This is a genomic window from Blastomonas sp. AAP53 (genome assembly GCF_000331245.1).
In the GTDB taxonomy this organism is placed as follows: domain Bacteria; phylum Pseudomonadota; class Alphaproteobacteria; order Sphingomonadales; family Sphingomonadaceae; genus Blastomonas.
In genome coordinates, this window is sequence record NZ_ANFZ01000014.1 from 134525 (window position 1) to 159304 (window position 24780).

17 protein-coding genes and 1 pseudogene are annotated in these 24780 nt (G+C 62.6%); 7 read left to right on the top strand and 11 right to left on the bottom strand.

The window, feature by feature from the left end:
• Positions 1-21 precede the first annotated feature (21 nt).
• Together D618_RS0113350 and D618_RS0113355 are read right to left on the bottom strand one after the other, a co-directional pair.
• Positions 22-2223 carry a glycoside hydrolase family 3 C-terminal domain-containing protein gene (locus D618_RS0113350; protein WP_017672031.1) on the bottom strand — a complete coding sequence of 734 codons (2202 nt, stop codon included), beginning with the start codon at positions 2221-2223 and terminating at the stop codon, positions 22-24.
• Between the two features lie 41 nt (positions 2224-2264).
• Positions 2265-5186 (bottom strand): glycoside hydrolase family 2 TIM barrel-domain containing protein, encoded by a 2922-nt coding sequence (locus D618_RS0113355; protein ID WP_152414728.1) that lies wholly within the window; start codon positions 5184-5186, stop codon positions 2265-2267.
• A 60-nt stretch (positions 5187-5246) separates the two neighbouring features.
• On the opposite strand from D618_RS0113355, the gene D618_RS0113360 reads away from it, so the two are divergent.
• Both D618_RS0113360 and D618_RS0113365 read left to right on the top strand, forming a co-directional pair.
• Positions 5247-7502, top strand: coding sequence for a TonB-dependent receptor (locus D618_RS0113360; RefSeq protein ID WP_238550679.1), 2256 nt, complete (start codon positions 5247-5249; stop codon positions 7500-7502).
• Between the two features lie 160 nt (positions 7503-7662).
• Positions 7663-8925, top strand: coding sequence for an MFS transporter (locus D618_RS0113365; protein ID WP_017672034.1), 1263 nt, complete (start codon positions 7663-7665; stop codon positions 8923-8925).
• On the opposite strand, the pseudogene D618_RS18385 reads toward D618_RS0113365, so the two are convergent.
• The 9 genes and pseudogenes from D618_RS18385 to D618_RS0113410 form a co-directional block, all read right to left on the bottom strand.
• Positions 8888-9734, bottom strand: a pseudogene (locus tag D618_RS18385) (sugar kinase). The gene D618_RS0113365 and the pseudogene D618_RS18385 overlap by 38 nt on opposite strands.
• 30 nt (positions 9735-9764) lie before the next feature.
• A complete protein-coding gene (gene manD / locus D618_RS0113375) occupies positions 9765-10973 on the bottom strand; it encodes a D-mannonate dehydratase ManD (protein WP_017672035.1) in 1209 nt (402 codons plus the stop codon).
• Between the two features lie 564 nt (positions 10974-11537).
• Positions 11538-12380 carry a hypothetical protein gene (locus tag D618_RS18390; RefSeq protein ID WP_193746719.1) on the bottom strand — a complete coding sequence of 281 codons (843 nt, stop codon included), beginning with the start codon at positions 12378-12380 and terminating at the stop codon, positions 11538-11540.
• Positions 12359-12808 (bottom strand): hypothetical protein, encoded by a 450-nt coding sequence (locus D618_RS0113385; RefSeq protein WP_017672037.1) that lies wholly within the window; start codon positions 12806-12808, stop codon positions 12359-12361. Before D618_RS0113385 ends, D618_RS18390 begins: the two co-directional genes overlap by 22 nt.
• The gene (locus D618_RS0113390; protein ID WP_193746720.1) at positions 12805-13914 is read right to left on the bottom strand and encodes a tetratricopeptide repeat protein; all 1110 of its coding nucleotides are present in this window, start codon (positions 13912-13914) and stop codon (positions 12805-12807) included. Before D618_RS0113390 ends, D618_RS0113385 begins: the two co-directional genes overlap by 4 nt.
• A 26-nt stretch (positions 13915-13940) precedes the next feature.
• Positions 13941-14912: a sel1 repeat family protein gene (locus D618_RS0113395; RefSeq protein ID WP_017672039.1), complete on the bottom strand. Its 972-nt coding sequence runs from the start codon at positions 14910-14912 to the stop codon at positions 13941-13943.
• Between the two features lie 188 nt (positions 14913-15100).
• The gene (locus D618_RS0113400; protein WP_017672040.1) at positions 15101-15943 is read right to left on the bottom strand and encodes a hypothetical protein; all 843 of its coding nucleotides are present in this window, start codon (positions 15941-15943) and stop codon (positions 15101-15103) included.
• A gap of 26 nt (positions 15944-15969) precedes the next feature.
• The gene (locus tag D618_RS0113405; protein ID WP_017672041.1) at positions 15970-16326 is read right to left on the bottom strand and encodes a hypothetical protein; all 357 of its coding nucleotides are present in this window, start codon (positions 16324-16326) and stop codon (positions 15970-15972) included.
• A 251-nt stretch (positions 16327-16577) separates the two neighbouring features.
• Positions 16578-17429, bottom strand: coding sequence for a hypothetical protein (locus D618_RS0113410; protein WP_017672042.1), 852 nt, complete (start codon positions 17427-17429; stop codon positions 16578-16580).
• Positions 17430-17720: 291 nt separating this feature from the next.
• On the opposite strand from D618_RS0113410, the gene D618_RS0113415 reads away from it, so the two are divergent.
• From D618_RS0113415 to D618_RS0113435, 5 genes are all read left to right on the top strand, one after another.
• Positions 17721-18401, top strand: coding sequence for a response regulator transcription factor (locus tag D618_RS0113415; RefSeq protein WP_017672043.1), 681 nt, complete (start codon positions 17721-17723; stop codon positions 18399-18401).
• Complete coding sequence (locus D618_RS0113420) at positions 18398-19744, top strand: HAMP domain-containing sensor histidine kinase (RefSeq protein ID WP_017672044.1); 1347 nt, start codon at positions 18398-18400, stop codon at positions 19742-19744. Before D618_RS0113415 ends, D618_RS0113420 begins: the two co-directional genes overlap by 4 nt.
• Positions 19744-20322, top strand: a complete 579-nt coding sequence (locus D618_RS18395) for a hypothetical protein (protein ID WP_152414730.1) — start codon at positions 19744-19746, stop codon at positions 20320-20322. Before D618_RS0113420 ends, D618_RS18395 begins: the two co-directional genes overlap by 1 nt.
• Positions 20323-20359: 37 nt before the next feature.
• Entirely contained in the window at positions 20360-23281 is a 2922-nt protein-coding gene (locus tag D618_RS0113430) for a CHAT domain-containing tetratricopeptide repeat protein (protein ID WP_081590521.1), read from the top strand.
• Positions 23282-23448: 167 nt separating this feature from the next.
• A complete protein-coding gene (locus D618_RS0113435; RefSeq protein WP_017672047.1) occupies positions 23449-24780 on the top strand; it encodes a tetratricopeptide repeat protein in 1332 nt (443 codons plus the stop codon).

Sequence of the window (24780 nt, forward strand, 5' to 3'; positions counted from 1 at the left end):
CGGGTTCCGCCGTCCTTGCGATCAGGGCTTGATCTTGCGGGCGGGCAGTACCGCCTTGACCGGGGTGCCCAGTTGCTCGGCATTCTCGCCCAGCGCGAAGCTGTATGATCCCGGTGCGATTTCCCAGCCATTGCCGACATATTCCGCCACGATCCTGGGATCGATGCTGACGGTCACCGTCTGGCTGGCACCGGGTTCAAGTTCGACCCGCTTGAAACCGGCAAGCCGCTGCTGCGGCCCCGCAGGGTTGGCGGTCATGTACAGCTGGGCGACCGTGGCGCCTTTGACCTTGCCCGAATTCTTCACGGTGAAGGTGGCGGACAGCCCCTTCATCTTCAGCTGCGAGGTTTCAAAGCGCGAATAGCTCAGGCCAAAGCCGAACGGGAACAGCGCCTTGTGACCCTGCCTCGCGTTCCAGCGATAGCCAAGGTCCGAACCCTCGATGTCGTAATTGGCGGTCAGCGGTGCGGCTCCGGCGGGTTTGCGACCGATGAAGTCGGGCTCCAGGCGATCGAAGCCATCGAGCACCGGGCGTGGCAGATCGGCTTCGCTCGCGGGGAAAGTGATCGGCAAATGGCCTGACGGATTGGTTTCACCAAACAGCACCGATGCAATCGCCTCGCCGCCGCGAATGCCGGGGTACCACGCCTGAACGACGGCTGCCGTGCTCTCGAGCCAGGGCATCAGCACCGGGCCGCCAGTCTGCAGCACGACGATCGTGTTGGGGTTGGCTGCCGCCACCGCTGCGATCAGCGCGTCCTGCCCTTCGGGCAAGGCCAGATCTGCCTGATCGAAGCCTTCGCCCGACCATTGATTGGCGAACACGATGACGACATCGGCGGTCTTGGCAGCAGCGGCGGCTTCGGACACCGAACGGCCCGTGCGGAAGCGCAGTTTGGCTTCGGGCGCCATCTTTTCCATCGCCGCGAACGGAGATGACCGGTGATAGGCGATGTTGGCAAAGCTTGCGAACGGGCCAGTCCCGCCGAGCGGGATCGACGCGGCGGGGCCGCCCTCCCCGATCACCTGGCTGGACCCTGCGCCCGACATCACCCCGGTGGTGGCAAGCCCGCCAACAACCAGAATGTTCCTGGCCGTCTTGGCAAGCGGCAGCGCGTCGCGTTCGTTGCGCAGCAGGACGATGCCCTGGGCTGCGACCTCTTGCGCGACCTTCGCGTTCGCCTCGAAATCGATTCTACCGCCCGGCGCGACCGGGTTCTTGTCCAGCCCGGCAGCATAATAGGCCGTGAGGATGCGGGTGTTCATGTCATCAAGCCGCTTGGCCCAGGCCGGGTCCCTGGCAGCCGCAGCGGCCAGCTTGTCGCCGAAGAACACCTCGGTGTCGAGCTGCTCGCCCGATTGCTGGTCGAGCCCCTTCATCGCGGCGTTCAAATCGGGTACCGCGCCCCAATCGGACATGACAAAGCCCTTGAAACCCCAATCCTGCTTGAGCACCTTGTTCAGCAGCCAGTCGCTGGCGCACGCCTGCTCTCCGAGCACCCGGTTGTAGGCGCACATCACCGATCCCGGCTGGCCGATCTCGATGCCGATCTGGAAGGCGAGCAGATCGCTTTCGCGCGCATTGGCTTCGCTGATCTGGACATCAACGAAATGTCGTCCGGTTTCCTGACCGTTGAGTGCGATGTGCTTGATCGTCGAGATGATGTTGTTCGACTGCACGCCGCGAATGGCATGGCCGACCAGCGTTCCGGCGAGCAGCGGGTCTTCACCCAGATATTCGAAATTGCGGCCATTGCGTGGATCACGCATCAGGTTGACGCCGCCTGCCAGCATCACGTTGAACCCCTTGGCGCGCGCCTCGGAGCCGATCATGCGGCCCCCTTCCTCGATCAGCTGCGGGTTCCAGCTTGATGCCATCGACAGGCCCGAAGGCAGCGCGGTGGAGTTGTCCTTGCGCAGCCCGGCCGCATAGGACACCCCAAGGCTGGCATCGGTTTCCTTCAGTGGCGCGATACCCAGCCGGGCGATGCCGGGGATATAGCCCGCGCCGGGAACGGCGTCTTCCGGCATGACCATACCAGGCCCCAGCGGCAGCGCCATGATGCCGTGGGTCAGGACCGTCTTCTCCTCTGGCCGCATCGCTGCCACGGTTTCGCGAGCCCGCGCCTGCGCGGATCCATCATCGCCTGGCGATTGCGCCAGGACCGGCGATGTCGAACACAACAGGGCGGTCAACGTTGCAGACAGTGTGACGAATTTCATTTTGATCCTCGATTCATCAGAAAATTGCGGTGACAAAGGGCTCAGGGTGTCTTGCTGATCTCGATCAGCGAGACTGTGGCCTTGTCCTGCTTTGACTGGAATTGCAGATCGATTGTGCCATTCGACCGCATGGTGGTTTCATGGCTCACCGCAACCGCGCCTTCGCCAGCAGAGCCGTGCGTGATCTTGCGAAGCACCGGCTTGCCCGCCGCCAGAACATCGAACTGCCGCTCGTTCACGCCAGCAGGCAGGGTGAACCACAGCCGCACCTTGTAGCGGCCCTTGGGCATGGGGATGCGATAGGAAAAATCGCCTTCCCTGTAGGTCGCCAGCGCGTCGCGCGCGGGCGAACCCGATATGGGGGTCGGCTGGGCGGGCTTGCCGTAATCGGCTGGCTTGTCGATCGTGCGCGAAGTGCCGCCTGCGAAATAATGGTCCGACCCGATCGGCGACCCATAATCCTGCGCCGCCAGAATGGTGCCGGTGTCGATCGCCAGCCGCTCCAACGCGTCTGCAGGAAGCTCCCAGGCGACCGCGTCCTCTACCTGCTTGCCATCGAACGCAGCTTGCGCGCTGATCGCGTTCCGCCCGGCAGCGAGCCGGACATCCTTCCAGACGCAGGTGTTCTGCGGACAAGCGGTCATCGCGCCAAGCGACACGCCGTTCAGCATCAATTCGGTCGATGCAGCGTTGCTATAGACCTTGATATCTGTCGTCGGGTAGGCCCGCTGAACATGCCGCCGGCCGGTGATATGCACCGTGGGCTGATCTGACCAATTGGCCTTGTAGAGATAGAAGGCGTCCTTCTTGATCGACCTGTCATAGGTGACCAGCCCCTTGGTGTTGATGTCCTGCGCATCGCCCTCGGCACGGATTGTCGTCGCGAAATCGAACGAGTTCCACAGCCACGATGCGTACAGATACGGCCGGCTCTCGATCTGGGCCAGCGCGGTTTCGTGGATGTAGCTTGCATACTCTTCGGGCTGAGGCCGACCGCGCGAATCGATGGGACCGCCCAGCACGTTGTCGGTGTGCATCGATACGGCAGCACCCGCGCCATATTCGGTAACGCTCAGCGGCTGTTCGGGACGCTTGGCACGCAGGCTGTCCAAATGCGGCCCCAGATCGTCTGCGGTGCCGAAGTACCAGCCAAAATACCGGTTGGCTCCGCCCAGATCCGCCATATTGGACACTTCGGGGACAGACACATCGGCAGAAAAGAGCCGTCCTTCGCAACACGTGGCCAGCGCCGTCGGGCGCGAGGTGTCGGTCGCCTTGGCCAGCGCGTTGAGCTCTTCCAGCAATGGCAGCGGATCGGCATACGAGCCATCCTTGCGCCCGGTGATGAACGCGGGCAGCGAGTTGCCGAAGTCGACCTCGTTGGCGATGCCCCAGATCGCGACCGAAGGATGGTTCTGGTTCTGGCGGATCATTTCGAGCAGCTGCTGGCGTGCATTGGCGCGCAGCCCTTCGCTCGCTTCCAGCGATTCACCGACGGTCCAGGCGGAAACCAGCGGGATTTCATCCCACAGGATCATGCCGGTACGGTCGGCAATGTCGTGGATCGGCGTCCCATGCTGATAATGCGTGAGACGGATCGAGTTTGCTCCCATCTCGCGCAGCAGGGCGACGTCGGCTTCGGTGTCGGCAGGCGTGATCGCCCAGCCCTTGCCATCGCGATCCTGATGGTAGCCAACGCCGCGAAGCTTGTAAGGCTTGCCGTTAAGCAGGAAGCCGCGATCGGGATCGAACGCCATCTGGCGGATGCCGATGTTCTGTTCGACCGTATCGGTGGTCTGGCCACGCTGGTCCTGCACATCGACCACCAGCCGATAGAGATACGGGTCGATCGTGCCGTTCCACAGCCGGGGCCGCGCAACCGGAACCATCAGGCTGACCGACTGCGTTGCGCCCTGGGGCACATCGACCCGGGATTGCGACCGTCCGACTTCGGCGCCGCTGGCATCGAGCAGCCTGGCGATGACCACCGCATTGCGTGGCTTGGCGCTGCTGTTTGCGACGCGGACCTCGGCGGCGACCTCGGCACGATCGGCGGAGATTTTTGCAGTGTGCGACCGGATACCCGATCCGCCATGGTCCATCATGTCGACATGCAGGTCGCTGGTGGTGATCAGCTTGACCGGGCGGTACAGCCCGCCGTGCACGAAGAAATCGCCGGTCAGCGGCAGGACATCCGCAGTCGTGCTGCCTTCGACGGGCTTGGTGTTGTCAACCCTGACTGCAAGCAGGTTCTGCGCGCCGGGGCGGATTGCATTGGTCACATCCAGCCGAAACCGCGAAAAGCCACCCTGATGGGCACCGACCTTGACGCCATTGACCCAGATATCGGCGCTGCGGCTGGCGGCATCGAACTCCAGCCAGAGCCGCTTGCCCTTCATGTCGCCGGGCGCGGCAAAGGTCGTGCGATACCAGCCCTTGCCCATGTATTTGTCGACCGTCTCGGCGGTGTGCGTACCGCCCTTGCCGGTCAGGTAATAGCCGACCCGGTTCCAGCTGTGCGGCATGGTGACAGGTTGCCAGGCGGACACATCGGCCTGCTCTGCTTGTCCATCGGGAGCATCTGCCTGAACGAACAACCAGCCTGTCTCTAGAACTTGAGCGTCTCTCGCGGGCGCGGCCGCCAAGGGAGCACTTGCGATGCAAGCCGCCGCAAAACCAATTAGCGTTGACGCGCCAGATACCTTCATCCTCATCCTCCTGCGGAACATTCTTGGCGACCTTGCTCGGTCACTTGCCCGTATTGGTAAGACCTGTTTGCACAATCGCCATCGCTTGGCAAGCCTGCGACCTTCACGGGCGGGAGCTATCGAATAGGCCCAACCCTTGGATTCTCGTCGATTTTCGATCAGGCCGCGCCCTAATCGAGGCAGCCCAGCATAAATAGGACTGGCCACTTGCATGAAATTGGATTGACATTTATGGCGATTGGCAAGATTCGGCATGACCACAACGAATCACCATAAACTTGCAGGGAGGGGACCATGAAGTTTCCATTTTATTTGATGTCGGCCACAGCAGCGATCATCGTGCCCTATACGGCGCAAGCGCAGGACGTGCCGGTTGATGCCGACGGCGGCCTGACGGAAATCGTCGTTACCGCGCAAAAGCGCGAGCAGAACCTTCAGGACGTCCCCGTAGCGGTCACTGCGATCAGCGAAGAAACGCTGATCAGCCGCAATGTGAACACCGTTTCCGACCTGCCGCGTCTGGCGCCCAGCCTGACCGTGACGCAGGGCAACGTCCCCACCAACAACTCGATCAACCTTCGCGGCATCGGCACGACAGCGTTCAGCACCGGCATCGAGCCTTCAGTTGCGGTAATTGTTGATGACGTCGCCCTGCTGCAGCAGGCGCAGGCTTTTTCGGGCCTTAGCGACATTTCGCGCATCGAGGTTCTGCGTGGACCGCAGGGTACGCTGTTCGGCAAGAACGCGTCGGCCGGCGCGATCAATATCGTCAGCAAGGGCGCAACCGAGGTGTTGTCCGGTTCGGTCATGGGCCGGATCACATCTGATGACGAATACCGCATCGATGCCTCGATTGCCGGCCCGATCGGCGAAGGCATCGGCTTCCGGCTCAACGGCTTTTACGGCGATCGCAAGGGCCACATCCGCGAACTCAACAGCGGCGCTCGCCTCAACAACGACGAAAGCTATGGCATCCGCGCTCGCCTGGAGCTGGAGCCCGCCGATGGCATCAAGATCGACCTCACCGCCAGCCGTTCGGTATCCGAATCCAATGGCGCCGCCAGGACCTTCCGCTCGGTGCCCGCAGGCGCAGCCGTGTTCGGTGCTCCCCTCACCGCCAGCCTGGTCGGCATCCAGCCTGGCCCGGACAACTATTCGCTTCGGATCGATAAGCCGCTGTTCAACAAGAGCCGCCAGAACACCTTCGCTGGCCGCATCACGGTGGACCTCGGCTTTGCCGATCTGATTTCCGTCACCAGCTATCAGGACTGGCGCTTCCGCTTTCTGGAAGATTTCGACCTGATCACCGGCCCGGTGCTTGGCCTGCCGACGGGTATCGTTGCCGAAAGCACGTTCCATGCGAAGCAGTTTGCACAGGAAGTCCGCATCGTATCGCCCTCCACCGGCGACTTCACCTATGTTCTGGGCGGCTTCTATCAGGACGGCACCACCGACCGCACGTTCGCGCGTGGTCCCTCGGGGCCGGTCGTGGCGAACTGGGCTTCGCAGAGTGGAACCGAAAGCTACGCCGCATTCGGCCAGTTCACCTATGATCTGGCAGCCACCACGCACATTGATGTCGGCTTGCGCTGGAACCATGAGAAGGTCTCGGTCGAGTTCCTCAACAACGTGCGTCCGGCAACGCCGCCCGCCAACAACGCGACCTGCCTTGCCCTGTGCGCCGGGTCGGAGACTGACAGCGTCGTCACCGGCAAGGTCTCGCTGCGCCAGGATCTGTCCGACGCCGTCATGGCCTATGCCTCGTTCGCACGCGGCTACAAGGGCCAGGGCTATGACATCAGCAGCGGCTTCACCCCTGCGCGTATCGCCAACATCGTCCGGCCTGAAACCTCCGATGCGTATGAACTCGGCCTCAAGTCGCGCTTCTTCGACAACAAGGTGCAGCTGAACATTGCCGCGTTCCTCAGCAACTTCTCTGACTTCCAGGCGCAGTCGGGCATCCTTCTGCCGGACAACACCATCCAGCTGACGCTGAACAATGTCGGCAAGGTCCGCACCAAGGGCTTTGAAGTCGAGCTAAGCGCACGGCCGATCCCCGAGCTGACCATCGACGGTGCCTTCAGCTATACCGACGCCAAGGTCATCCGCTTCCCCGGTGCGCAGTGCTATACCGGGCAGGTTGCTGGCTGCGTCGATCTGGATGGGGCCGGTCCCTCGACCGTCCGCGGTCAGGATCTGGCTGGCAAGCGGTTGGGCAACGCGCCAAAGGTGAAGTTCAACGTGGGTGCGACCTATGATGTGCTGTTGCCTTCGCTGCCCTTCGACGCCTTCGTTCAGGCTGATTTCGCCTATCAGAGCGGCGTGAACTTCGACCTGCTGCAGAACCCGCTGACCGTCCAGGGCGCTTATGGCGTGTTCAACGGCAGCATCGGCATCGATCAGAACGAGCGTGGCGGCCTGCGCGTGGCCTTGTTCGTCAACAACCTGTTCGACAAGAACTTCGCTTCGAACATCAGCATCGCATCGGGCGGCAATGCCGGCCTGCTCACCCAAAACCTCACCCGCGATTCCCGCCGCTATGTCGGCCTGCGGGTCGGTTACGAGTTCTGACGCGACTGCAAGACAAAGCAGGCCATCGACCGAACAGGTTGATGGCCTGTCTTGCTAGATAACATGTGAATTCCCGAGAGCTGATCATCGGCATCATCAGATGCGCCATGCGGAGACTGCAATTGCCTGTTGTTCCCTTTCTGGCTGGCGCTCTCGTCGCATGAAACTCTCCGGACCAAAGCTGCGCTGGTGGATCATCGCCCTGGTAACGCTGGGCACGATCCTCAACTATCTGGCGCGCTCGACCCTGTCGGTCGCCGCGCCTACGCTCAAGACCGAATTTGCGATGACGACCGAGCAGTACAGCTGGGTCGTGCTGGCGTTCCAGGCGAGCTACACCGTCATGCAGACGGTCGCAGGATCGGTGCTCGATACGCTCGGCACGCGGCTCGGCTTCTTCCTGTTCGCGCTGGGCTGGGCGTTTGCCAATATGGCGCATGCGTTTGCCACCGGCTGGCAGAGCCTCGCGTTTTTCCGCACACTGCTGGGCGCAACCGAGGCAGCGGCGATCCCCGCCGGGGTAAAGACCGTCGCGACCTGGTTTCCGCCGCGCGAACGATCGCTTGCCACCAGCCTGTTCCAGATGGGCACCAGCGTCGGCAACATGATCGCCCCGCCCCTGGTCGCCTTCTGCATCCTCGCTTGGAACTGGCAGGCCGCGTTCATCGTCACCGGCGCGCTCAGCGTGGTGTGGGCCGGCATGTGGTGGGTCGGTTACCGTGACCCCGAAGATCATCCGCGCCTCACCCAGCAAGAAGCCGACCTGATCGCCAGCGGACGCAAGGATGATGTCGCGCACAAGCCGGCGACCAAGAAGGACGTTCTCAAGAGCCGCTCGTTCTGGGCGATCGCGACGCCACGTTTCCTGTCCGAACCCGCCTGGCAGACCTTCAACTTCTTCATCCCGCTCTATCTGGTTGCGGTCTGGAATCTCGACCTCAAGTCGATCGCCTTGTGGGCGTGGATGCCGTTTCTCGCGGCGGATTTCGGGAGCCTGGCGGCCGGCCTGCTGCCGACCTGGTTGATGAAGCGCGGCGCCTCGCTGCTCGCCTCTCGCAAGATCACGATGACGATCGGCGCGCTGTGCATGATCGGCCCTGCGTGCATCGGCCTGGCGACGTCGCCCGCGATGGCGATCGCCCTGTTCTGCGTCGGCGGCTTTGCTCATCAGATGCTCAACGGCGCGCTGATCACCTTGTGCTCGGACGTGTTCGACCAGAGCACTGCGGGCACCGCCAGCGGCATGGCCGGGACCTCCGCCTGGATCGGGGGCATGCTGTTCACGCTTCTGATCGGCCAGAGTGCGGACACGTTTGGCTACAACCCGCTGTTCGTGGCGCTGGCCGCGCTAGACCTGCTGGCCGCAGTCGTGCTGTGGAGCCTGCTCAGGGCGCCCGCGCCGGGATCGCGCCAGGTCGCATGATCGTCCAGCCGGCGAGCGCGTGACCCGCGCGCGCTGCGTCGGCGCAATCCGCACCATCGATCCGCGCGGCCAGATAGCCCGCGTTGAAGGCATCGCCAGCGCCGCTGGTATCGACAGGCGCAAGCACTGCCGCAGGCGCAATCACGCGGCCATCGGGCAAGCGGCATCCGCCCGCCCCCAATTTGACGACCGTTTCGGCGCACCCCATGCTTTGCCAATGCGCAGCGACGGCTCCGGCATCGCGATCGCCCGATAACGCGGTTTCGTCCTCGATCGTGGGCAGACCGATCGTCGCCACCGCGATGGCGGCATCGCGCACCTGCCGGGCTTCAGCGATATCGTTCCACAGGCGCGCGCGATAATTGCCATCGAACACCACCTGGCCGCCCCGATCGCGCCGTGGCGATCAGACGCGCGCGTGCATCGGGCGGCAGGATGGCCAGTGTGATCAGCGAAAAGCCCAGCACGTCGGCGTGGGCGGCCTGATCGAGCGCCTCATCGGATTGCGGCAGATCGAACATCGCGCGGGCAGCGCTGGTATCGCGCCAATAGGCAAAGCTTCGTTCACCGGCCGCATCGGTGGTGATCGCATACAGGCCGGAACTGCGCGAGGGATGCGCAAGCACCAGGCGAGTGTCGAGGCCCTCGGCCGCCCAGCGGGCCTTCATGTCGCCGCTCAGCGGATCGCTTCCGATCGCGGTCAGATAGGCTGTGTCATGCCCCAGCCGCGCAAGATGGATCGCGGTGTTGAGCGTATCGCCGCCATGGCCCAGCTGCCAGCCGGACCCGGCCCGCGCGAGTTCGAGCATCGCTTCCCCAATGAAGACCAGGCGCACCGGTCACCAGTTCCACATGGTTCCGTCTTCAAGCCGCGCGACCGGCAGGTAGGCGGGCTTGTAGGGATATTTGGCCGCCAGAGCTTCATCGATATCGACGCCATGGCCCGGCGTCTCGCCGCAGAACAATTCGCCAGCCGCGAAGTGGTAATCGTGCGGGAACACCGCGTCGGTTTCCTCGGTGTGGCGCATATATTCCTGAATGCCGAAATTGGGCACCCAGGTGTCGAAATGCAGCGCGCAGCCCATGGTGACGGGCGACAGATCGGTCGCGCCGTGGCTGCCGGTGCGGATCTGGTACAGTGCAGCGAAATCGGCGATCCGGCGCATGTGCGTGATCCCGCCCGCGCCGACGATGGTGCAGCGGATGTAATCGATCAGCTGGTTCTGGATGAGATCCTTGGCATCCCAGATCGTGTTGAAAATCTCGCCCACCGCCAGCGGCGTGGTGGTGTGGTGGCGCACCAGCTTGAACGCCTCCTGATTTTCGGCAGGCGTGCAATCTTCCAGCCAGAACAGCGAATAGGGCTCCAGCGCCTTGCCCAGTTGCGCCGCCTCCAGCGGGGTGTAGCGGTGGTGGCCATCGTGCAGCAGATGATGGTCGAAGCCATAGGTTTCGCGCAGCTTGTCGAACAATTTGGGTACGTAATTCAGCGCCTTGCGCGTATCCCAGCCGGTGACCGACGGCAGCTGCGCATCGGCAGGTTCGTAATACAGCTTGCCGCGCCCGACGCCATACGCATCCTTGACGCCGGGAACCCCGGTCTGCGCGCGAATGGCCTTGTAGCCCATGTCGATATACTGGCCGACCGCATCCACGGTCTCGGCAATATCGCTGCCATTGGCATGACCATAGACCATCACGCCATCGCGGCTGCGTCCGCCGAGCATCTGATACAGAGGCATATTGGCCATCTTGGCCTTGATATCCCACAATGCCATGTCGACTGCGGCGATCGCGCGCATCGTTACCGGACCGCGCCGCCAATAGGCTCCGCGATAGAGGTACTGCCAGATATCCTCGATCCGCCGCGGATCCATGCCGATCAGGCAAGGGATGACATGATCCTCGAGGTACGAAACCACCGATTTCTCGCGCCCGTTGAGCGTCGCGTCGCCGATACCGTAAACACCCTGATCGGTCATGATCTTGAGAGTGACAAAATTGCGACCCGGGCAGGTTACCAGCACTTTTGCAGCGGTGATCTTCATTGTCTCTCTCCTGATAACCTGATCGCCATATCGCCCAACCGCAAATATCATATTCGGTCAACCATTTTTTGCAGATTGGCTTTACCAAAAAATTTGCCTGGTCGCATTCGGATATGACCGGAGAATGTACATGGCGGCTCAATGTTGCCCGCTTCACGCAATCTCAACGTGAACAACACGAACGGCCCAGCTGCCATCGCTGTGCGTGACCGCTCAGGTGAGCAGGTACACTTGGGACGCGAACTGGGATAAGCCGGTTCGCATGATGCTCACTGGTCAGATCAACCCGATTGCTGGCAGGTGGAGGCTGGCCACCGAATGCCGGGTTGCGGGCAACGGGACGCATCATGCCAAAAATTGGCGAACAACTTGACCGGAGCCTCAGCACGGGAGGCTCCGTCAATTCGCTCGGGCCGATGGACTGGATTGGCCTATTGCCGTGGGACAGCCATCTGGCCGGGGCGTTCAGGAAGAAAGCCAAGATGTTGAACCAGCCCTTGTGCGGACGTCAGTCCGCCGGTCGCCTTGCCCATGTTCAAGATCTGCAGTTTTCGCACCAGCGCCTCAGCGCTGGTGGCGATGGGTCTTTACCGGTGCCGTTTCTTCAAATCGCACGCTGGCCACCTGCAGCGCGTTGCCACCCGGCATCTCGAAATCGACAAACGCAGTCCCCCCGGTCGCACAACAGCCGCCGTCGCCGGATCGCTTGACCGGGGCGGCGACCAACATATGCCTGAAATCGAAATCCACTCCCGCGGCCATCCGGAAGCCAGGCGGCAGCATCGCCGATGCCTCATCCAGCAGGGCATTGACGTCGAATGTCGTCCAGCCCTGCTCGTGACGTGACAGGAGAATATCGGCATTTCCTCCGCCGCTGCCGCCATATCGACCGGCGGCGTGGACAATCATCAGCGCGGCACTGTTTTGCACCAGTTCCGGCGGTGAGAACCAGCCATCAGTCTGGTGCGTCGACAGAATTATCCGGTCCAGTTGCTCGATACCTTCCACCAGTATCAGCATTTCGGTGCGCGGACCGTCCTTGGGATGCAGTGCCACGAGTTGCCAGGTCAGCGGCCGGCCCTGTTCGACCAGCTCGATCCGTCCAGTCGCCAGCGGCACGCACGGCGCCCTGCTGCGATACAGGCAGCGGATGGTGAGCGTCGCCGCCCAATCTTCTTCAACGACAATCGCGTTTTCGATACTCTCGCGGTCACAACCGCTTTGATATCCTCCGTCAGGGCACACCTGCACCTGTGGATTGGACGCTTCGGCCGGCTTGTCGAGATTGGCCGCTGTGGCTGGGAGCGTGGTCTGGGACGGCAGCAAGACTAACGCCAACGCTGATGCGATGGAGCGTCTGGCCCTGCCGATCCTGGCACTGATCATCACTTGCAGATTCCCAGCCATTCCATGACTCTCGCCATCGCACGCTCTTCGCTTTTCACATAGGCGGCATAGTGCCTGTCAGCATCGCTTGCAGCCTTGGCCTGCATCCGGTCGAAATAGGCGGCATCGTCATCCTCACCCATTTCCCGCCGCGCCCGACGCTGCCAATAGGTCTTGCGTCGGCTGGCATTCGCCGCGCTCAGTTCACGCAGGAGCGATCCTGTGAACCTGGGATCGCCTGCATTGCTCACCGTCTGGGTCCAGCGATCCCACATCGCACTGCATGTCAGCATTTCAGACAGGGTCTGCGGTGAAAGCCCGCTGCTGGCAGCGGCCTGATACGCCGCATTATGCGCCTGGGCGCTTGCCTCTGGCGCGTCGGCAGCGGCAGGACTGGACGCCAGTTCGATGAAGAGCAAGCCGGTGAGGATTTTGCGCAATACGGTCATGCCCCAAGCCTCCCCGCTTCGGCGCAACCATCCTGAATGCCAAGCTTGCATCCCAGGCCGAAGAACCTCTTGGCGGCCGGGCGGTCTATCGTTCCGCCTTGACCATCGCGTGCCATCATGCCTGCGTTCATGCAGGCTCCTGCATTACCGGTATTGCACGCCTTGCCGAAGCTGACGCGGGCCCCCGCCTGATCAGGCGCCAGGCCTGCCCCTGTATATTGCGCCACACCGAATTCGAGGCATCCGTCCGATTTCCCTGCCTTGCACGACAGATCGAACGATTTCGCTGCGCCTGCGGCATCGACAGCGCCGCCCTGGCCGTCGCGCTGCATCAGGGCCAGTGCATAACAGCCATCAGCGGCATAACCGGGGCACGATTTTGCCAGATACTGCCTTGCGAGTGCAAAGTCCGGTGCACGACCGACCTTGCCATAAAAATAGTTGGTGCCCAGATCATAACAGGACGTCGCAAGGTTTGCCTTGCAGGCGGTCGCCAACGGCGCAACCGACCCTGCATAATCCTGCAGACCACCGCTACCGGACTTGAGCATCGAACCGAACACTTCGCAGGATTTTGCCAGGCCGTTTGTACAGCCAAGCTGATAGGCCTTGCGCGCCAGCGCGAGATCCTTCGGACCGCCCTGCCCCTTGGTTGCCATCGAACCTAGGTTGTTGCAGCTTGCGCCTACGCCATCGGTGAAGCAGCCGAGCTGATATTTCGTGCGCGCAGTGGCAAGATCACCGGCATTGAACGCAGCCTGTCCCGCCAGAGCGTTGCCGCCCCCGCCTGGTTCGATGGCAACAACGTCCACCTTGGCGACTGCTGCCTGTTGGCTGTCTACTACCTTCTGCTCAGACCTTGGGTTGAGCGAGCATGGCTCATTCAAGCGCAGGGTCTTTTCGTGGTCGAGCGCCCAGCCGATCTCGTCATCGGTCACTTTGCGCCTGTTTGGCGCCGTGCTGTTGATGTTGGCAAAAATGCTATCGTATTTTGCCTTGCAGGCGCGTTCCTGCGGCGAAGACCGGTCGACCTGGGCGCTGGCGTCGGCCGCCATCGGTCCAAGCATCATTCCAAAGCCGAAAACGGCAGCCAATATGCGTTTCATTGATCTGGTCCTGACTGGTTGGTGGATCAGCGCCGACAGGTCGGGCTGCTGGAATTGACGGCACCGCCGCAATGATATTGGCGATATTGATTGCGCACCTGCTGGCGAACGTCGGCGCTGCTGGGAACATAGGCCGGCAGGCTGGGCGTATAGCTTCTGCTCGACGCGCCCATGCCCGCACGGCCATTTTGCGCTTCCCAGCGGCGCGAGCTTGCACCGGGGGTGTTCGAGCAGTTGAATATCCCGCAGTCATCCGACCGCTTGCGGCTGGCGATTTGGGATGCTGCGATGTTGGCGACCGGGCCGGATCGAAACCAGAATTCCAGAACATGGAAATGATCGTCCGGAATGCTCTGCAAGGCACCGGCGCGGGCCGCCGCCAGGGTTGCCGCCTCGGCCTGCGGTACGGAGCGGCTATGATACAGGGCGTAGTAGAGCGCCTTGTCATAATCGCGCTGCCCCATCAGGCTGTTGAAGATCGCTTCTTTCTGCGCGCGGGCATCCAGCGCGGCCTGACGCTGCATCTGTTGCTGCGCTTCAATCTTGCGGCGCCGTTCCTGCAATTGTCTGCCAAAGGCGCACACCTCGCGACTTTCGGGATCAGCGGGCTTGCAGGCCCCGAGTGCAACCTGCTCTGCGGGCAGATACTCGTTCAGCGTATAATAGATATGGGCCAGGTCGATGCATGACCGGCGGTTGCCAAAATCGCAGTTGATCCTGCGATAGCGCATCGCCTTGGCGACATCGAATTGCGGGGAGTCGCCATTGGTGAACACCGCTTCAGCCACTTCGCAGCCATCCCGATCCTGCCCGGCGCAGGCGCGCGTCGCAAAATTGGCCGCGCTTGCCAGATCGCGTTCGACATCGCCTTCGCCTGCGAAGAAAATCAGGGCGAGACGGCCGCAGGCCGCCGTCTCGTCGGCCGCGCAGGCCTGCTGCAGGAAGCGCAGGCTCATGAAGGCATCATAAGCCGGATCGTTGGGATCGGACAGGGTCATACCCACAGCCCGGCAGGCGGATGGGTCGCCAGCGTCACACGCGGCTATCCGTGATGGGAGATCGCTTGTCATCGCCGCGTTGGTAGGATCATGGCCAAGCGAGACAATCCACAGCAGGAGCATGACCGCCATGGCGCAACGTTTGGCGCTGCTTGGTCCCGCTGAAGGGACCTGGTGCATGGCCGACTTCATCGGCGGCACACCGAATAGGTTGCGGTCACGACCCCACGCTGATCGATCAATTTCCGGTTCTCGCACCCTCGCCCGATGGAGCCAACGGGCTGAGCTGTCGCCTGCCGCGCCTGTGCGGCGCGATCGTCGGCGGCGCGTTGTGCCCAGCGCTGGGCCTCTGCTTCGGTCTGCCGCTGCATCCGCATCCTGCGCTGATATTCGGCGAAAATCAGCCGGGTGGCGGGCGGATTGTACTGCCAGTAGAACTTGTTCGCGATCGCATATACCGCCTCGTCGCTCCATTTGCGCAGACCAGCGGCGCCCACCTCGACGATCAGCTTGCCCAGCAGGTCACCATCGGCATTGGCCTTGAACAGGTCTTTGCCATAGGGGTAATGAAACACAAGGTAATCGGCGACCGCGCCGTGATCGCCGGTGCGGTCTGCATAGCTGCGCAGGGCAGCAGCCGAGAGCGTGCCCATTGCATTCAGATCGCCTTCCTGCTGCACGGCCTGCCCGGATTTTTCGACGTACAAGTCTGCACAATCCTCCGCGACGAGCAGGACATATTTGTCCAGTTCGCTGCCGCCGTTCTTCTTCTTGTAGTCGCGCCAACTTGCATCCACCAATTGCTGGGCCTGGCGGCGCTGGGCTGCATCGCCACCGGTGACCTCGGCAAAATGCGTGAACGCGCGGTCGCTGCTGATTGGCAACCTCACGCCTTTTCTTGCCGCAAAATCGAGTGCCAGCGCACATTCATAGATGAGCTCTGAGTCATCGGCATTTGCCAGCGCGGCAGGCGATGCGACCAGCAGGCAGATAGCTCCGGTGACGATTGCCGCGATGCGTGAAGGTGTCATGGCGTGAGTTCCCGGCACTGCAGCCATCAGGATTGGATGACGGCCATCTCGCGGTCGCAGTCCTTCGACCGTGACTTCATGTGCGACAGCGCCTCATCGGCACCCATTACCCGCGCGCGCTTGTTGTACTTCGCCTTGGCCAGCTTGAGCGATTGCTCGCCATCGAGCCCGGTAACCCGTTCGAGCTGGCGGATAACATTCATCCAGTCCGCCGACCCGTATCGCAGCTTGACGTTGTTGCCCTCTGCGATGCTGACGACATAGGCACAGCCCGCTGCCATATCCATCAGCTTTTGCGGGCTGGGATCCTTGGCGCTGATTGGCACGATTGGGGTCGCGATCGCCACAATGGCCACACCAACCGCCAGCGAAATTGAACGCATGTCCTGTCTCCCCAAATGCAACAAGGAGAGCATGCAGCGCGGCCGCTCGAGTAGCCATGCACAAGGGCTGACATGAAAATGACAAACGCCGTTAGATTTCGCCTGCCCCTGACGAAAGCCGGACACGCAAGCGGCTGGATCACGGTCATCAGCGTTGCGCAACCAAGATCGGTTGCCCAGAGAAAAGGGTGCCAGCCTCGAAAGACTGACACCCCCCAGACAGTGAATTTGATCTGCGCTCGGGTCGCAATCTAACGCAGGTCTTCCACTGAAACCCAACCTCTTGTCCCGCAAGTGTCGGCCAACTCGCCGAACATTCCGTCCTTCCTGCCCGTCGGGATCAGCGTCGTCGCAGCGCGCAGCGGGCGGACCGACCGGGCACCAGCTGTGGCGCAGGCCAACATCTTGGGGTCGACAGCAACGGTGTAATTGGCTGCTGGCGCGGCTGCGGTTGTCCCATTGATCGCAGCTCCCGGCGAGATCGCCTGTGATGCCAACATGTTATATGCCGCCATGAATGCGCTGGTGGCCATCTTGCCATCGGCGAATGTACCATATTGGCCGGGCTGGCCTTGGCTGGCAGCACCCCAGTCTGAGCTGCTGAGGATTTTGATCGTCGATTTCTGGCTCTGCCCGCTACCCGAGAGGAGCGTCTGGTCGTGAGCGGGGGTCACCAGCCGCAGGCCTGCGGTCATCGTTTTCTTTCTCCCGCCCAAGCCGCCCTGCATCTGCCCGCCGAAAGGTACTTTGGAGATGAGTGCACCTGCCGCTCCTGATTGTACCAGGCCAGACGTGGGTGCGCTTTTGGCTACGTTCACTGTCTGGTCGATTTCTTCCTGCGACCCGGCCAGGGCGGACAGCAGATGTTTGGCAGGCTCTCCTTGTACAATCGCCCCGAACATGGCCTGAGAGCTGTAGAGTCCCGGCTTGGTCCAGCCCTGCGGATCGCCATCCGTGATTGCAGTGCTTGCATTAGGTACCGGGCAGGTCATCACCTCGACGTCGGCCGATCCCGGCTTTGCGCCCGCATAGGCAGGCGATCCAGCCATGGCCGCAACGGCGATGGCAGACAATGTCGCAGCAAACGGTTGTGTGCTGGTCATGGCTGCATGTCCTCGTTGTGGTTGATTTGCAGCCTCAAGGCTAGGCGCGGACAGACCGAAACGCCTGTTACAACCATTGACGGAAAGATGACAAAACGCGTTACCGCGGCGCCAGACGCAAACACGCTGGCAACACGACCGCGCGATTGCGCTTGCGACTAACGGAATTTGTAACAAGCATAATGTGCCAGCTTCGCTAAGGTCGTCTCGCCGACAGCTTGCCCTGCCCTTGTTGCTGCGGCAGTCTTTCGGGGCGGGAACCCACACGCGAATAGGACAGGCTCAACGACCATGCTGAAAATCCTGTATGTCGAGGATGATCAACGCGCGGCGGGCGAAGTGCAAGAGCTTGCAGCAGAAAATGGTGATCAGCTCGTATGGGAATCCACCGGCGCAGGAGGCCTGTTACGCGCCGGGCTGGAGAAGTTCGATGTCATCATCCTTGATCGGATGCTGGGTGATCTCGATGGCCTGACCATATTGCAGCGGCTTCGCGAAAGCGGGGTAGGCACACCCGTGCTGATGCTTTCGGCACTCGGCCGGACCAGCGATCGGTCCGAAGGACTGGAAGCTGGCGCGGATGATTATCTTGCCAAGCCTTTCGAAGCGCCCGAATTGATTGCCCGCATCCGGGCGCTCCACCGGCGGGCATCGGGACGCGAGCATAGCGCCGTCATCCTGTACGGCGCATTTGAGTGCCATGTGAAGGCGCGCACGGCGTTCCGCCAGAACCGCCACCTTTCGCTCAGCCCGCGAGAGTTCGAGCTGTTCCGCTATTTCATGGACAATGCCGGCGAGATCGTGACCCGAGAGATGTTGCTGCGCGACGTGTGGAACATGGCTTTTGATCCGCAAACCAACGTTGTCGATGTCAATATCGGGCGGCTGCGGCGCAAGCTGGAAGACGGCTATGCCACCGCGGCGCTGGAGACGATCTGGGGATCGGGCTACAGGTTGCTAGACGGCACATGATCTTCTCATCGCACCGTTCCATATTCACCCGCATCGTTGTCCTTGCCATCGCGCTGTCGGTGGTTCTGGTTGCCGGGCTGTGGTTGCTGACCGACCGCACGATTCGCGCTACGCTCGATGCATCGGCCCGCGAAGCGGTCGATGTTGATCTGGCCGGACTTGTCGACATTCACGCAAGCGGCGGGCAGCAGGAACTGGCCCGCCGCATCGGCGACCGCCTGATGATGAGGCCTGCCGATGGCAGCCTTCCTCACTACCTGCTCGCCGATGGTGCGGGACGGCGGATCGCCGGTGACATCAGCACATGGCCCGCCCTTGATGCGCGGGTTTCGGAAGGCGGCATGATCCGCATTGGCGAGGCAACCGACGCCTTCGCCCGGGCTACGCGATTGGGGCCTGATCTGCGGTTGGTGGTCGCCCATGAAGCGGCGGACGGACGACCGTTGCTGCAACGGGTTGCCCTCGTCTTTCTTGCAGGCGGTGGAGTGTTTGTCCTGACGGTCGGACTGTTCGGACGTACCGCCATCGGCCAGCTGCAACGCCGTATTGCAAGCATCAACCGCGCGTTTCGAGATCTGGATGCGCGGCATATCCGCATGCTGGCGGAAGGACGGCGCACCGACGAGATCGACGAACTCGCCGGGCATAGCGCGGTCGCTCTGGCCCGGCTGCGCGATTTGATGAAGGCCTATCGCGAAACCTCTGACCAGGTTGCGCACGAAATCCGCACGCCGGTGATGCACCTCGACCGGCGGTTGGCGAAGCTGCTTGCGGCCAAGCCCGACGCTGATACCGCCAATGCGCTTATCGCTGCCCGCACGGATATTCGCCATCTGGTCTCGACGCTGGAATCGCTGCTGGACATCGCGGCGAGCCGGGCACGGCGCGGCGACCGCATCGGCCTGAAACGCATTGATCTGTCCGCGCTGCTGGAGAGCATCTGCAACCTGTATGCCGACAGCTCGGAAGAATCGGGGCACCAGTTTGTCTGGACCATCGAACCAGGTGTGCATATCGATGGCGAGGAAACGCAACTGAGCAGGCTGATCACCAACCTGCTCGACAACGCCTTCAAATATGTGCCCCAGGGAGGGAGCGTCACAGTAACGCTTGGCGCCGGTCCGGTCCTCACTGTCGAAGACGATGGGCCAGGAATCCCCGAAGCGGACCGAGCCCGCGTGTTCGATCAATTCTACCGGAGCGACAATGTCGCTCAACACCAGCCGGGCAGCGGTCTGGGGCTGGCGCTGGCCCGCGCGGTTGCCGAACGCCACGGCCTGACGCTCGATCTGGTCGACAGCACGCAGGGTGCCAGCTTCAAGCTATCAAGGGAAACTCAATGATGCGCTTGCCAGTGCTTCTTGCCGTTGCTGCGTTCGTACTGGCATCGTGTACCCATGCGGCGCCAACCGCCGCGCCATCACCTTCCAGCCCTGCGGGCAAGGGATCGAACGCTGAATTGCTTGCCGATGCGCTGGCGCAGGCAGACCGGGCTGCATCGGCTGGAGACGACACTGGCCTGGCACGCCCGCTTGCGATGATTGCCGCACTCGATGCCCGTCCCCTGGACGCCGAGGGGCAAGCCGGACTGGAGCGCTGGCGGCGCAGGAGCCCCGACACGACTGCACCTCTGCGCGGTCGCACGCTGGGGCCTGGATATCGTCACGGAACGCTGAATGCGGGAGGCGATCTGCGGATCGAACAGACCTTCCTTTCGGGGCAAAAGGCATCGATCGCGCTCTCCACGCCCGATGGGGCGAAGCTGCGCCTGCAGGTCGTCGATGGTGCTGCGCATCCGGTGTGCCAGTACGAGGCGGCAAGCCCAAGTTGCGAATGGATCCCCATCTACACGCAACGGCATGTCATACGCCTCATCAATCCCGGCCGCCGGAAAACGCGTTTCTACCTTGTGATCGACTGATTGATCCCTAGTCTGCAAGAGACAGGGGGGAATTTGCATGCGTGTTTCGGTTGGACTGATGGCGCTTGGATCGTTTGTGCTCGCCGCGAGCGGGGCATCTGCATTGCAGGCACAGCAGCCTCCGCCGTCGCATCCAATTTCCAGCCCCGCCGCATTGCGCAGCGCAGCCGAGGCGATCGATCCCTTGGGCAAGGCGGCCGAGGCGGAAGCGGCATGGCAGGCCTATCTGGAAGCACTGGAGATCACGGGCGGTCCGGTCGCAGATCAGGCCTTCGCACTCAACCGCATGGGCGATTCGCGCTACTATCAGCAGAATATGCAAGGCGGTCTCGATGCCTCGCTCGAAGCAAAGCGTCGGCTGGAGGCTGCCAACGAAGCCGAAGGCGAACCGATGGCTGATACGCTGGCCAATATCGCGACCTTCCGCGGTGCGCTGGGTCAGTCGGACCTGGAACTTCCGCTGCAGGAGCAATCGCTGGCCATCCGCAAGCGCCTGTACGGCACGGATCCTACACGGCTACCTCCTGAACAGGCCAAGTCCTTGGGCCTGGGCTATCTCAACTATGCCAACGCCTTGTATACCGCCGGACGGTTCAGCGAGGCGGCCGATCTGGTCAAGCCATCGATCGACGGAGTCGTGACAGGCGAATTGCGCGATGCAACGCTGTTCGTGGCGATGTCCAGCGGTGCCAACATGCTGATTGATGCCGGGCGCACCGCCGAGGCGCTGGAACTGGCGCAGCGCGGAGTGACCACGGCGACTCAACTGCTGCCCGAGGAACATCCGTTTATCGGCTTTGCGCATGCAACGCTCGCCAAGGTTCTGTTGCAATCCGACCGGTTCGTCGAGGCGGAAGCGCCCGCGCGCCGGGCAGTCGATATCATGGTTGCCAAGCTGGGGCCGAACAATCGCAACACGATGACCGCCGTGCACAATCTGGGCGTCATTCTGGCGCGTCTGGGGCGGTTCGAGGAATCGATCGCCCTCACCATGGCCGGGCATGACGCAGTGCGCAAGATCGATCCCGGCAACAGCATCAACCAGCTGGTCAGCGCGTCCAACGCAGCGCACGAGGCAGGCAAACAGGACATGGCGCGGGACCTGGCGCAGCGCGCCGCCAGCGTTGCTGAAACCGTACCCGATGGCGACAGCCGGGCGGCGAAAGGGCTCACCGTGCTCGCGCTCCGGCAGGATGAGGCTGGCGATGCGAAAGCCGCGCTGCAAACGTTGGACAGCATCGTCGCCCGGCGTGCCAGAGCAGGCGTCGCGTCCAACGACACCGTGCTGGACCTCCAGCGCGGCCTTTTCCAGATCAAGGCAGGCGATCGCGAGGCGGGTTGGAAGCTCGCCTCACGTGCTGCCACGGCAATCGAGGCTGACCTGATCGCCGACGCCGAACGCTTCGAACTGGGCGCCGATCTGGCGAGCTATTACGAAACCATCATGCATATGGTCGAGGCCGCGTTCGCGGCAGACCGGCCAGATGATGCGCTGCATGCGTTTGAACTCGCCGGATGGGGCGTCAATGCCCGCACCCGGCAGCTACTGGCACTCAAGACCAGCGTCGAGGATCAGCCCGCGCTGGCAGGAAAGGTCGAGGCTTTCGAAACCGGCAGCGCGCGCCTGCGCATCCTGTACCGGGAGCGCGCCGCACTGCTGGCGAGCGACAAGACCGAGGCCGCAGCGGCGCGCGCAAGCGAGATTACCACGCTGGCGGATTCCCTTGCGCAGCTTCGCGCAGAACTTGTCACCGCAATCCCCGATTTTGGCCAGTGGGTCCGTCCGGCAACGCCAACGGTCCAGCAGGTGCAGGCACGGCTCAGCCCGGACGAGGCGATCCTGATTGCGATGCCCGGCAGAAGCCGTACGTTCACCATGGTCATCACCGCCAATGGGGCGGTCATGGCCTCAAGCGAGCAAGGTCGCCCGACTGTCCGCGCTCTGGTATCTGATCTGCGGTTGACGCTTGATGGCAAGCGACCAAGCGAAGTCGCCGGATTTGCCCGGAATGCCGCTGCGCTGCACGATATCGTTCTGCCCGAACGCGCGGCCGCCGCGCTGGCGGGGCACAAGCGGGTTGCAGTGGTCACCAGCGATGCCCTGTCGCGGCTGCCGTTCAGCGTGCTGCTTCCTGCAGTCCCGTCAGTGGATCAGAAAGACTTCAAGGGCATGGACTGGATGGCTCGCCGCCATGCCTTTTCGATCGCCCTCACCCCATCGGCCGCTTTTGCCAAGCGCGATGACGGCGCAACGCGGTTCAGTTTCCTGGGCGTTGGGGCACCGACCTTAAGCGGCGTGGCAGACCCGGCAAACGGATCGGTGAACCTGTTTCGCGGCGGGTCTGCCGCGATTGAGGATGTGCGGTCGCTGCGCCCGCTGCCTGCATCGGCTGGAGAAATCGCGAAGGTGGCCGCGATCCGGCAATTTTCGACACGCCTTGCGCTCACCGGGGATGATGCCACCGAACTGCGCGTAAGACAGGCGAGCGGGACAAACTACGCGGTGCTGTTGTTTGCTACCCATGGGTTGATGGATGGCGAAGTCGCAGGGCTGAACGAACCGGCGCTGGTGCTCACCCCGCCTGCCCAAGCAGGCAGCGCCGAGAATGACGGGCTGTTGCTGGCGAGCGAGATCGGGGCGCTGGGCCTCGGTGCCGATTTCGTGATCCTCTCTGCGTGCAACAGCGCCGCCGGTCGCAATGAGACAGCGCCCGCCTATACCGGACTGGCAAACGCTTTTCTGGGATCGGGTGCGCAGGGATTGCTGCTCTCGCACTGGCGGGTGCGGGATGATGCAGCGGCCTATCTCAGTACCCTCACCGTGGAGCGCGCGCTTGCCGGGACACCGCATGCAGAGGCTTTGCGTCAGACGCAGATCGCGCTGATCGACGGCAAGGCCGGCATAGCCGATAGCGCCAATCCCTCGATCTGGGCGCCGTTCGTCCTGGTGGAACGATAAGCACAGCGGCAGTCGAAGCTGCAGCCGCAGCCGCAGGCGCAGGCGCAGGCGCAGGCGACACGCCATAACGCGGTTTGTCATGATTTGCGCAACGCTTGTCACGGGCCCGAACGGGCGCGCTGGCCTATCCCTTCGCTTGCAACCAAACGAGGAGCAAGGGGGCCATCATGCGCATTTCCAATGTCATCACCGCATCGGCAGTTGCACTCAATGTTCTGGCCTATGCCGCGTTGACACCTCCCGCAGCGGCGCAGAGCGAAAGCGACCTGCGCCAGGCGATGGAACAGCTCAAGGCCGGGCAGGCAGAAGCCGCATATGCGACGTTGAAGGGGCTGGAGGCTCAGGGTGCTGGCAACCAGGATTATGACCTTGCGCTGGGCCTGGCCGCGCTGGAAAGTGGCCGCCATGGCGAGGCAATCATCGCGTTTCAGCGGATCCTGGCGCAGAACCCCGGCAATGCGCGCGCCCAGGCCGAACTTGCGCGCACCTATGCCGCCGCTGGCGATATCGACACCGCACGCGCCGAGTTCGATACCGTGCGCGGAGACCCTTCGATCCCCGATCCGGTCCGCAACCGGATCGACGGGCTTGTCCGCAACATCGACCGCCAGATCGCGGGCGGCGCAGCCGAACTGACCGGCTATGTCGATTTCGAGGGTGGCCGCGACAGCAACATCAACACCGCCACCGACGCGACATCGGTCACCTTGCCACTGTTCGCATTTCTGGGGCCGGCCAATCTGAACGGTGCCGCGCGGCAGCAGGATGCGGGATTCTACCAGATCCAGGCCGGGATTTCCGGATCTCTGCCGCTCGGCCGCCAGACCCGGCTGTTTGCATCGGCACTTGGCAACTGGCGCGACAATATCGACAGCCGGTTCGTCGATCAGGCATCGGTCGTGGGCACGGTGGGCATCGCGCACAGCCTTGCCAACGGGGATGTCATCTCCGGTTCCGCGCAGGGCCAGCGCTTCTGGCTGGGCCGCAATGGCTTTCGCACCAGCACCGGCGGTGATTTGCGTTATACCAAAAAGCTGGCGTCCGATCGCGCGCTGTCGGTCAGCGGGCAATTCTTCCGGCTGAATTTTGACGGCAATCCACTGCTCGATGCGGATCGGTTCTCCGGCAGCATCACCTATGCCGACAAGGCTGTCTTCGGCGGCATTGGTGGCGGCAAGGAAGAGACGCGGCGTGCAGGAGCCGATCAATTCAGCTTTGCCTTTGTCAACGCCCAGCTGGGTGGCGAACTCGATCTGGCAGACAAGGCAGCCCTGATCGGCGGGGTCAGCATTGAGCATCGCGACTATGACGCCCGCGACCCACTGTTCCTCACGGGCAGACGCGACACGCAATACGATGTGTCGCTGGGCGTGCGCTACCGGTTCACCGAGACATTGAGCGTCCGTCCGCGCGTCACCTACACCCGCAACGACAGCAATCTGGCGCTCTACGATTATGACCGCTGGACCGCCTCGATAGGCGCCCGCTTCAGCTTTTGA

Excerpts from the sequence above, each read along its gene's own strand:
- D618_RS0113350 (WP_017672031.1), bottom strand. The coding sequence starts at position 2,223 with ATGAAATTCGTCACACTGTCTGCAACGTTGACCGCCCTGTTGTGTTCG.
- D618_RS0113355 (WP_152414728.1), bottom strand. The coding sequence starts at position 5,186 with ATGCCGAATCTTGCCAATCGCCATAAATGTCAATCCAATTTCATGCAA.
- D618_RS0113360 (WP_238550679.1), top strand. The coding sequence starts at position 5,247 with ATGTCGGCCACAGCAGCGATCATCGTGCCCTATACGGCGCAAGCGCAG.
- D618_RS0113365 (WP_017672034.1), top strand. The coding sequence starts at position 7,663 with ATGAAACTCTCCGGACCAAAGCTGCGCTGGTGGATCATCGCCCTGGTA.
- manD (WP_017672035.1), bottom strand. The coding sequence starts at position 10,973 with ATGAAGATCACCGCTGCAAAAGTGCTGGTAACCTGCCCGGGTCGCAAT.
- D618_RS18390 (WP_193746719.1), bottom strand. The coding sequence starts at position 12,380 with ATGGCTGGGAATCTGCAAGTGATGATCAGTGCCAGGATCGGCAGGGCC.
- D618_RS0113385 (WP_017672037.1), bottom strand. The coding sequence starts at position 12,808 with ATGACCGTATTGCGCAAAATCCTCACCGGCTTGCTCTTCATCGAACTG.
- D618_RS0113390 (WP_193746720.1), bottom strand. The coding sequence starts at position 13,914 with ATGAAACGCATATTGGCTGCCGTTTTCGGCTTTGGAATGATGCTTGGA.
- D618_RS0113395 (WP_017672039.1), bottom strand. The coding sequence starts at position 14,912 with ATGACCCTGTCCGATCCCAACGATCCGGCTTATGATGCCTTCATGAGC.
- D618_RS0113400 (WP_017672040.1), bottom strand. The coding sequence starts at position 15,943 with ATGACACCTTCACGCATCGCGGCAATCGTCACCGGAGCTATCTGCCTG.
- D618_RS0113405 (WP_017672041.1), bottom strand. The coding sequence starts at position 16,326 with ATGCGTTCAATTTCGCTGGCGGTTGGTGTGGCCATTGTGGCGATCGCG.
- D618_RS0113410 (WP_017672042.1), bottom strand. The coding sequence starts at position 17,429 with ATGACCAGCACACAACCGTTTGCTGCGACATTGTCTGCCATCGCCGTT.
- D618_RS0113415 (WP_017672043.1), top strand. The coding sequence starts at position 17,721 with ATGCTGAAAATCCTGTATGTCGAGGATGATCAACGCGCGGCGGGCGAA.
- D618_RS0113420 (WP_017672044.1), top strand. The coding sequence starts at position 18,398 with ATGATCTTCTCATCGCACCGTTCCATATTCACCCGCATCGTTGTCCTT.
- D618_RS18395 (WP_152414730.1), top strand. The coding sequence starts at position 19,744 with ATGCGCTTGCCAGTGCTTCTTGCCGTTGCTGCGTTCGTACTGGCATCG.
- D618_RS0113430 (WP_081590521.1), top strand. The coding sequence starts at position 20,360 with ATGCGTGTTTCGGTTGGACTGATGGCGCTTGGATCGTTTGTGCTCGCC.
- D618_RS0113435 (WP_017672047.1), top strand. The coding sequence starts at position 23,449 with ATGCGCATTTCCAATGTCATCACCGCATCGGCAGTTGCACTCAATGTT.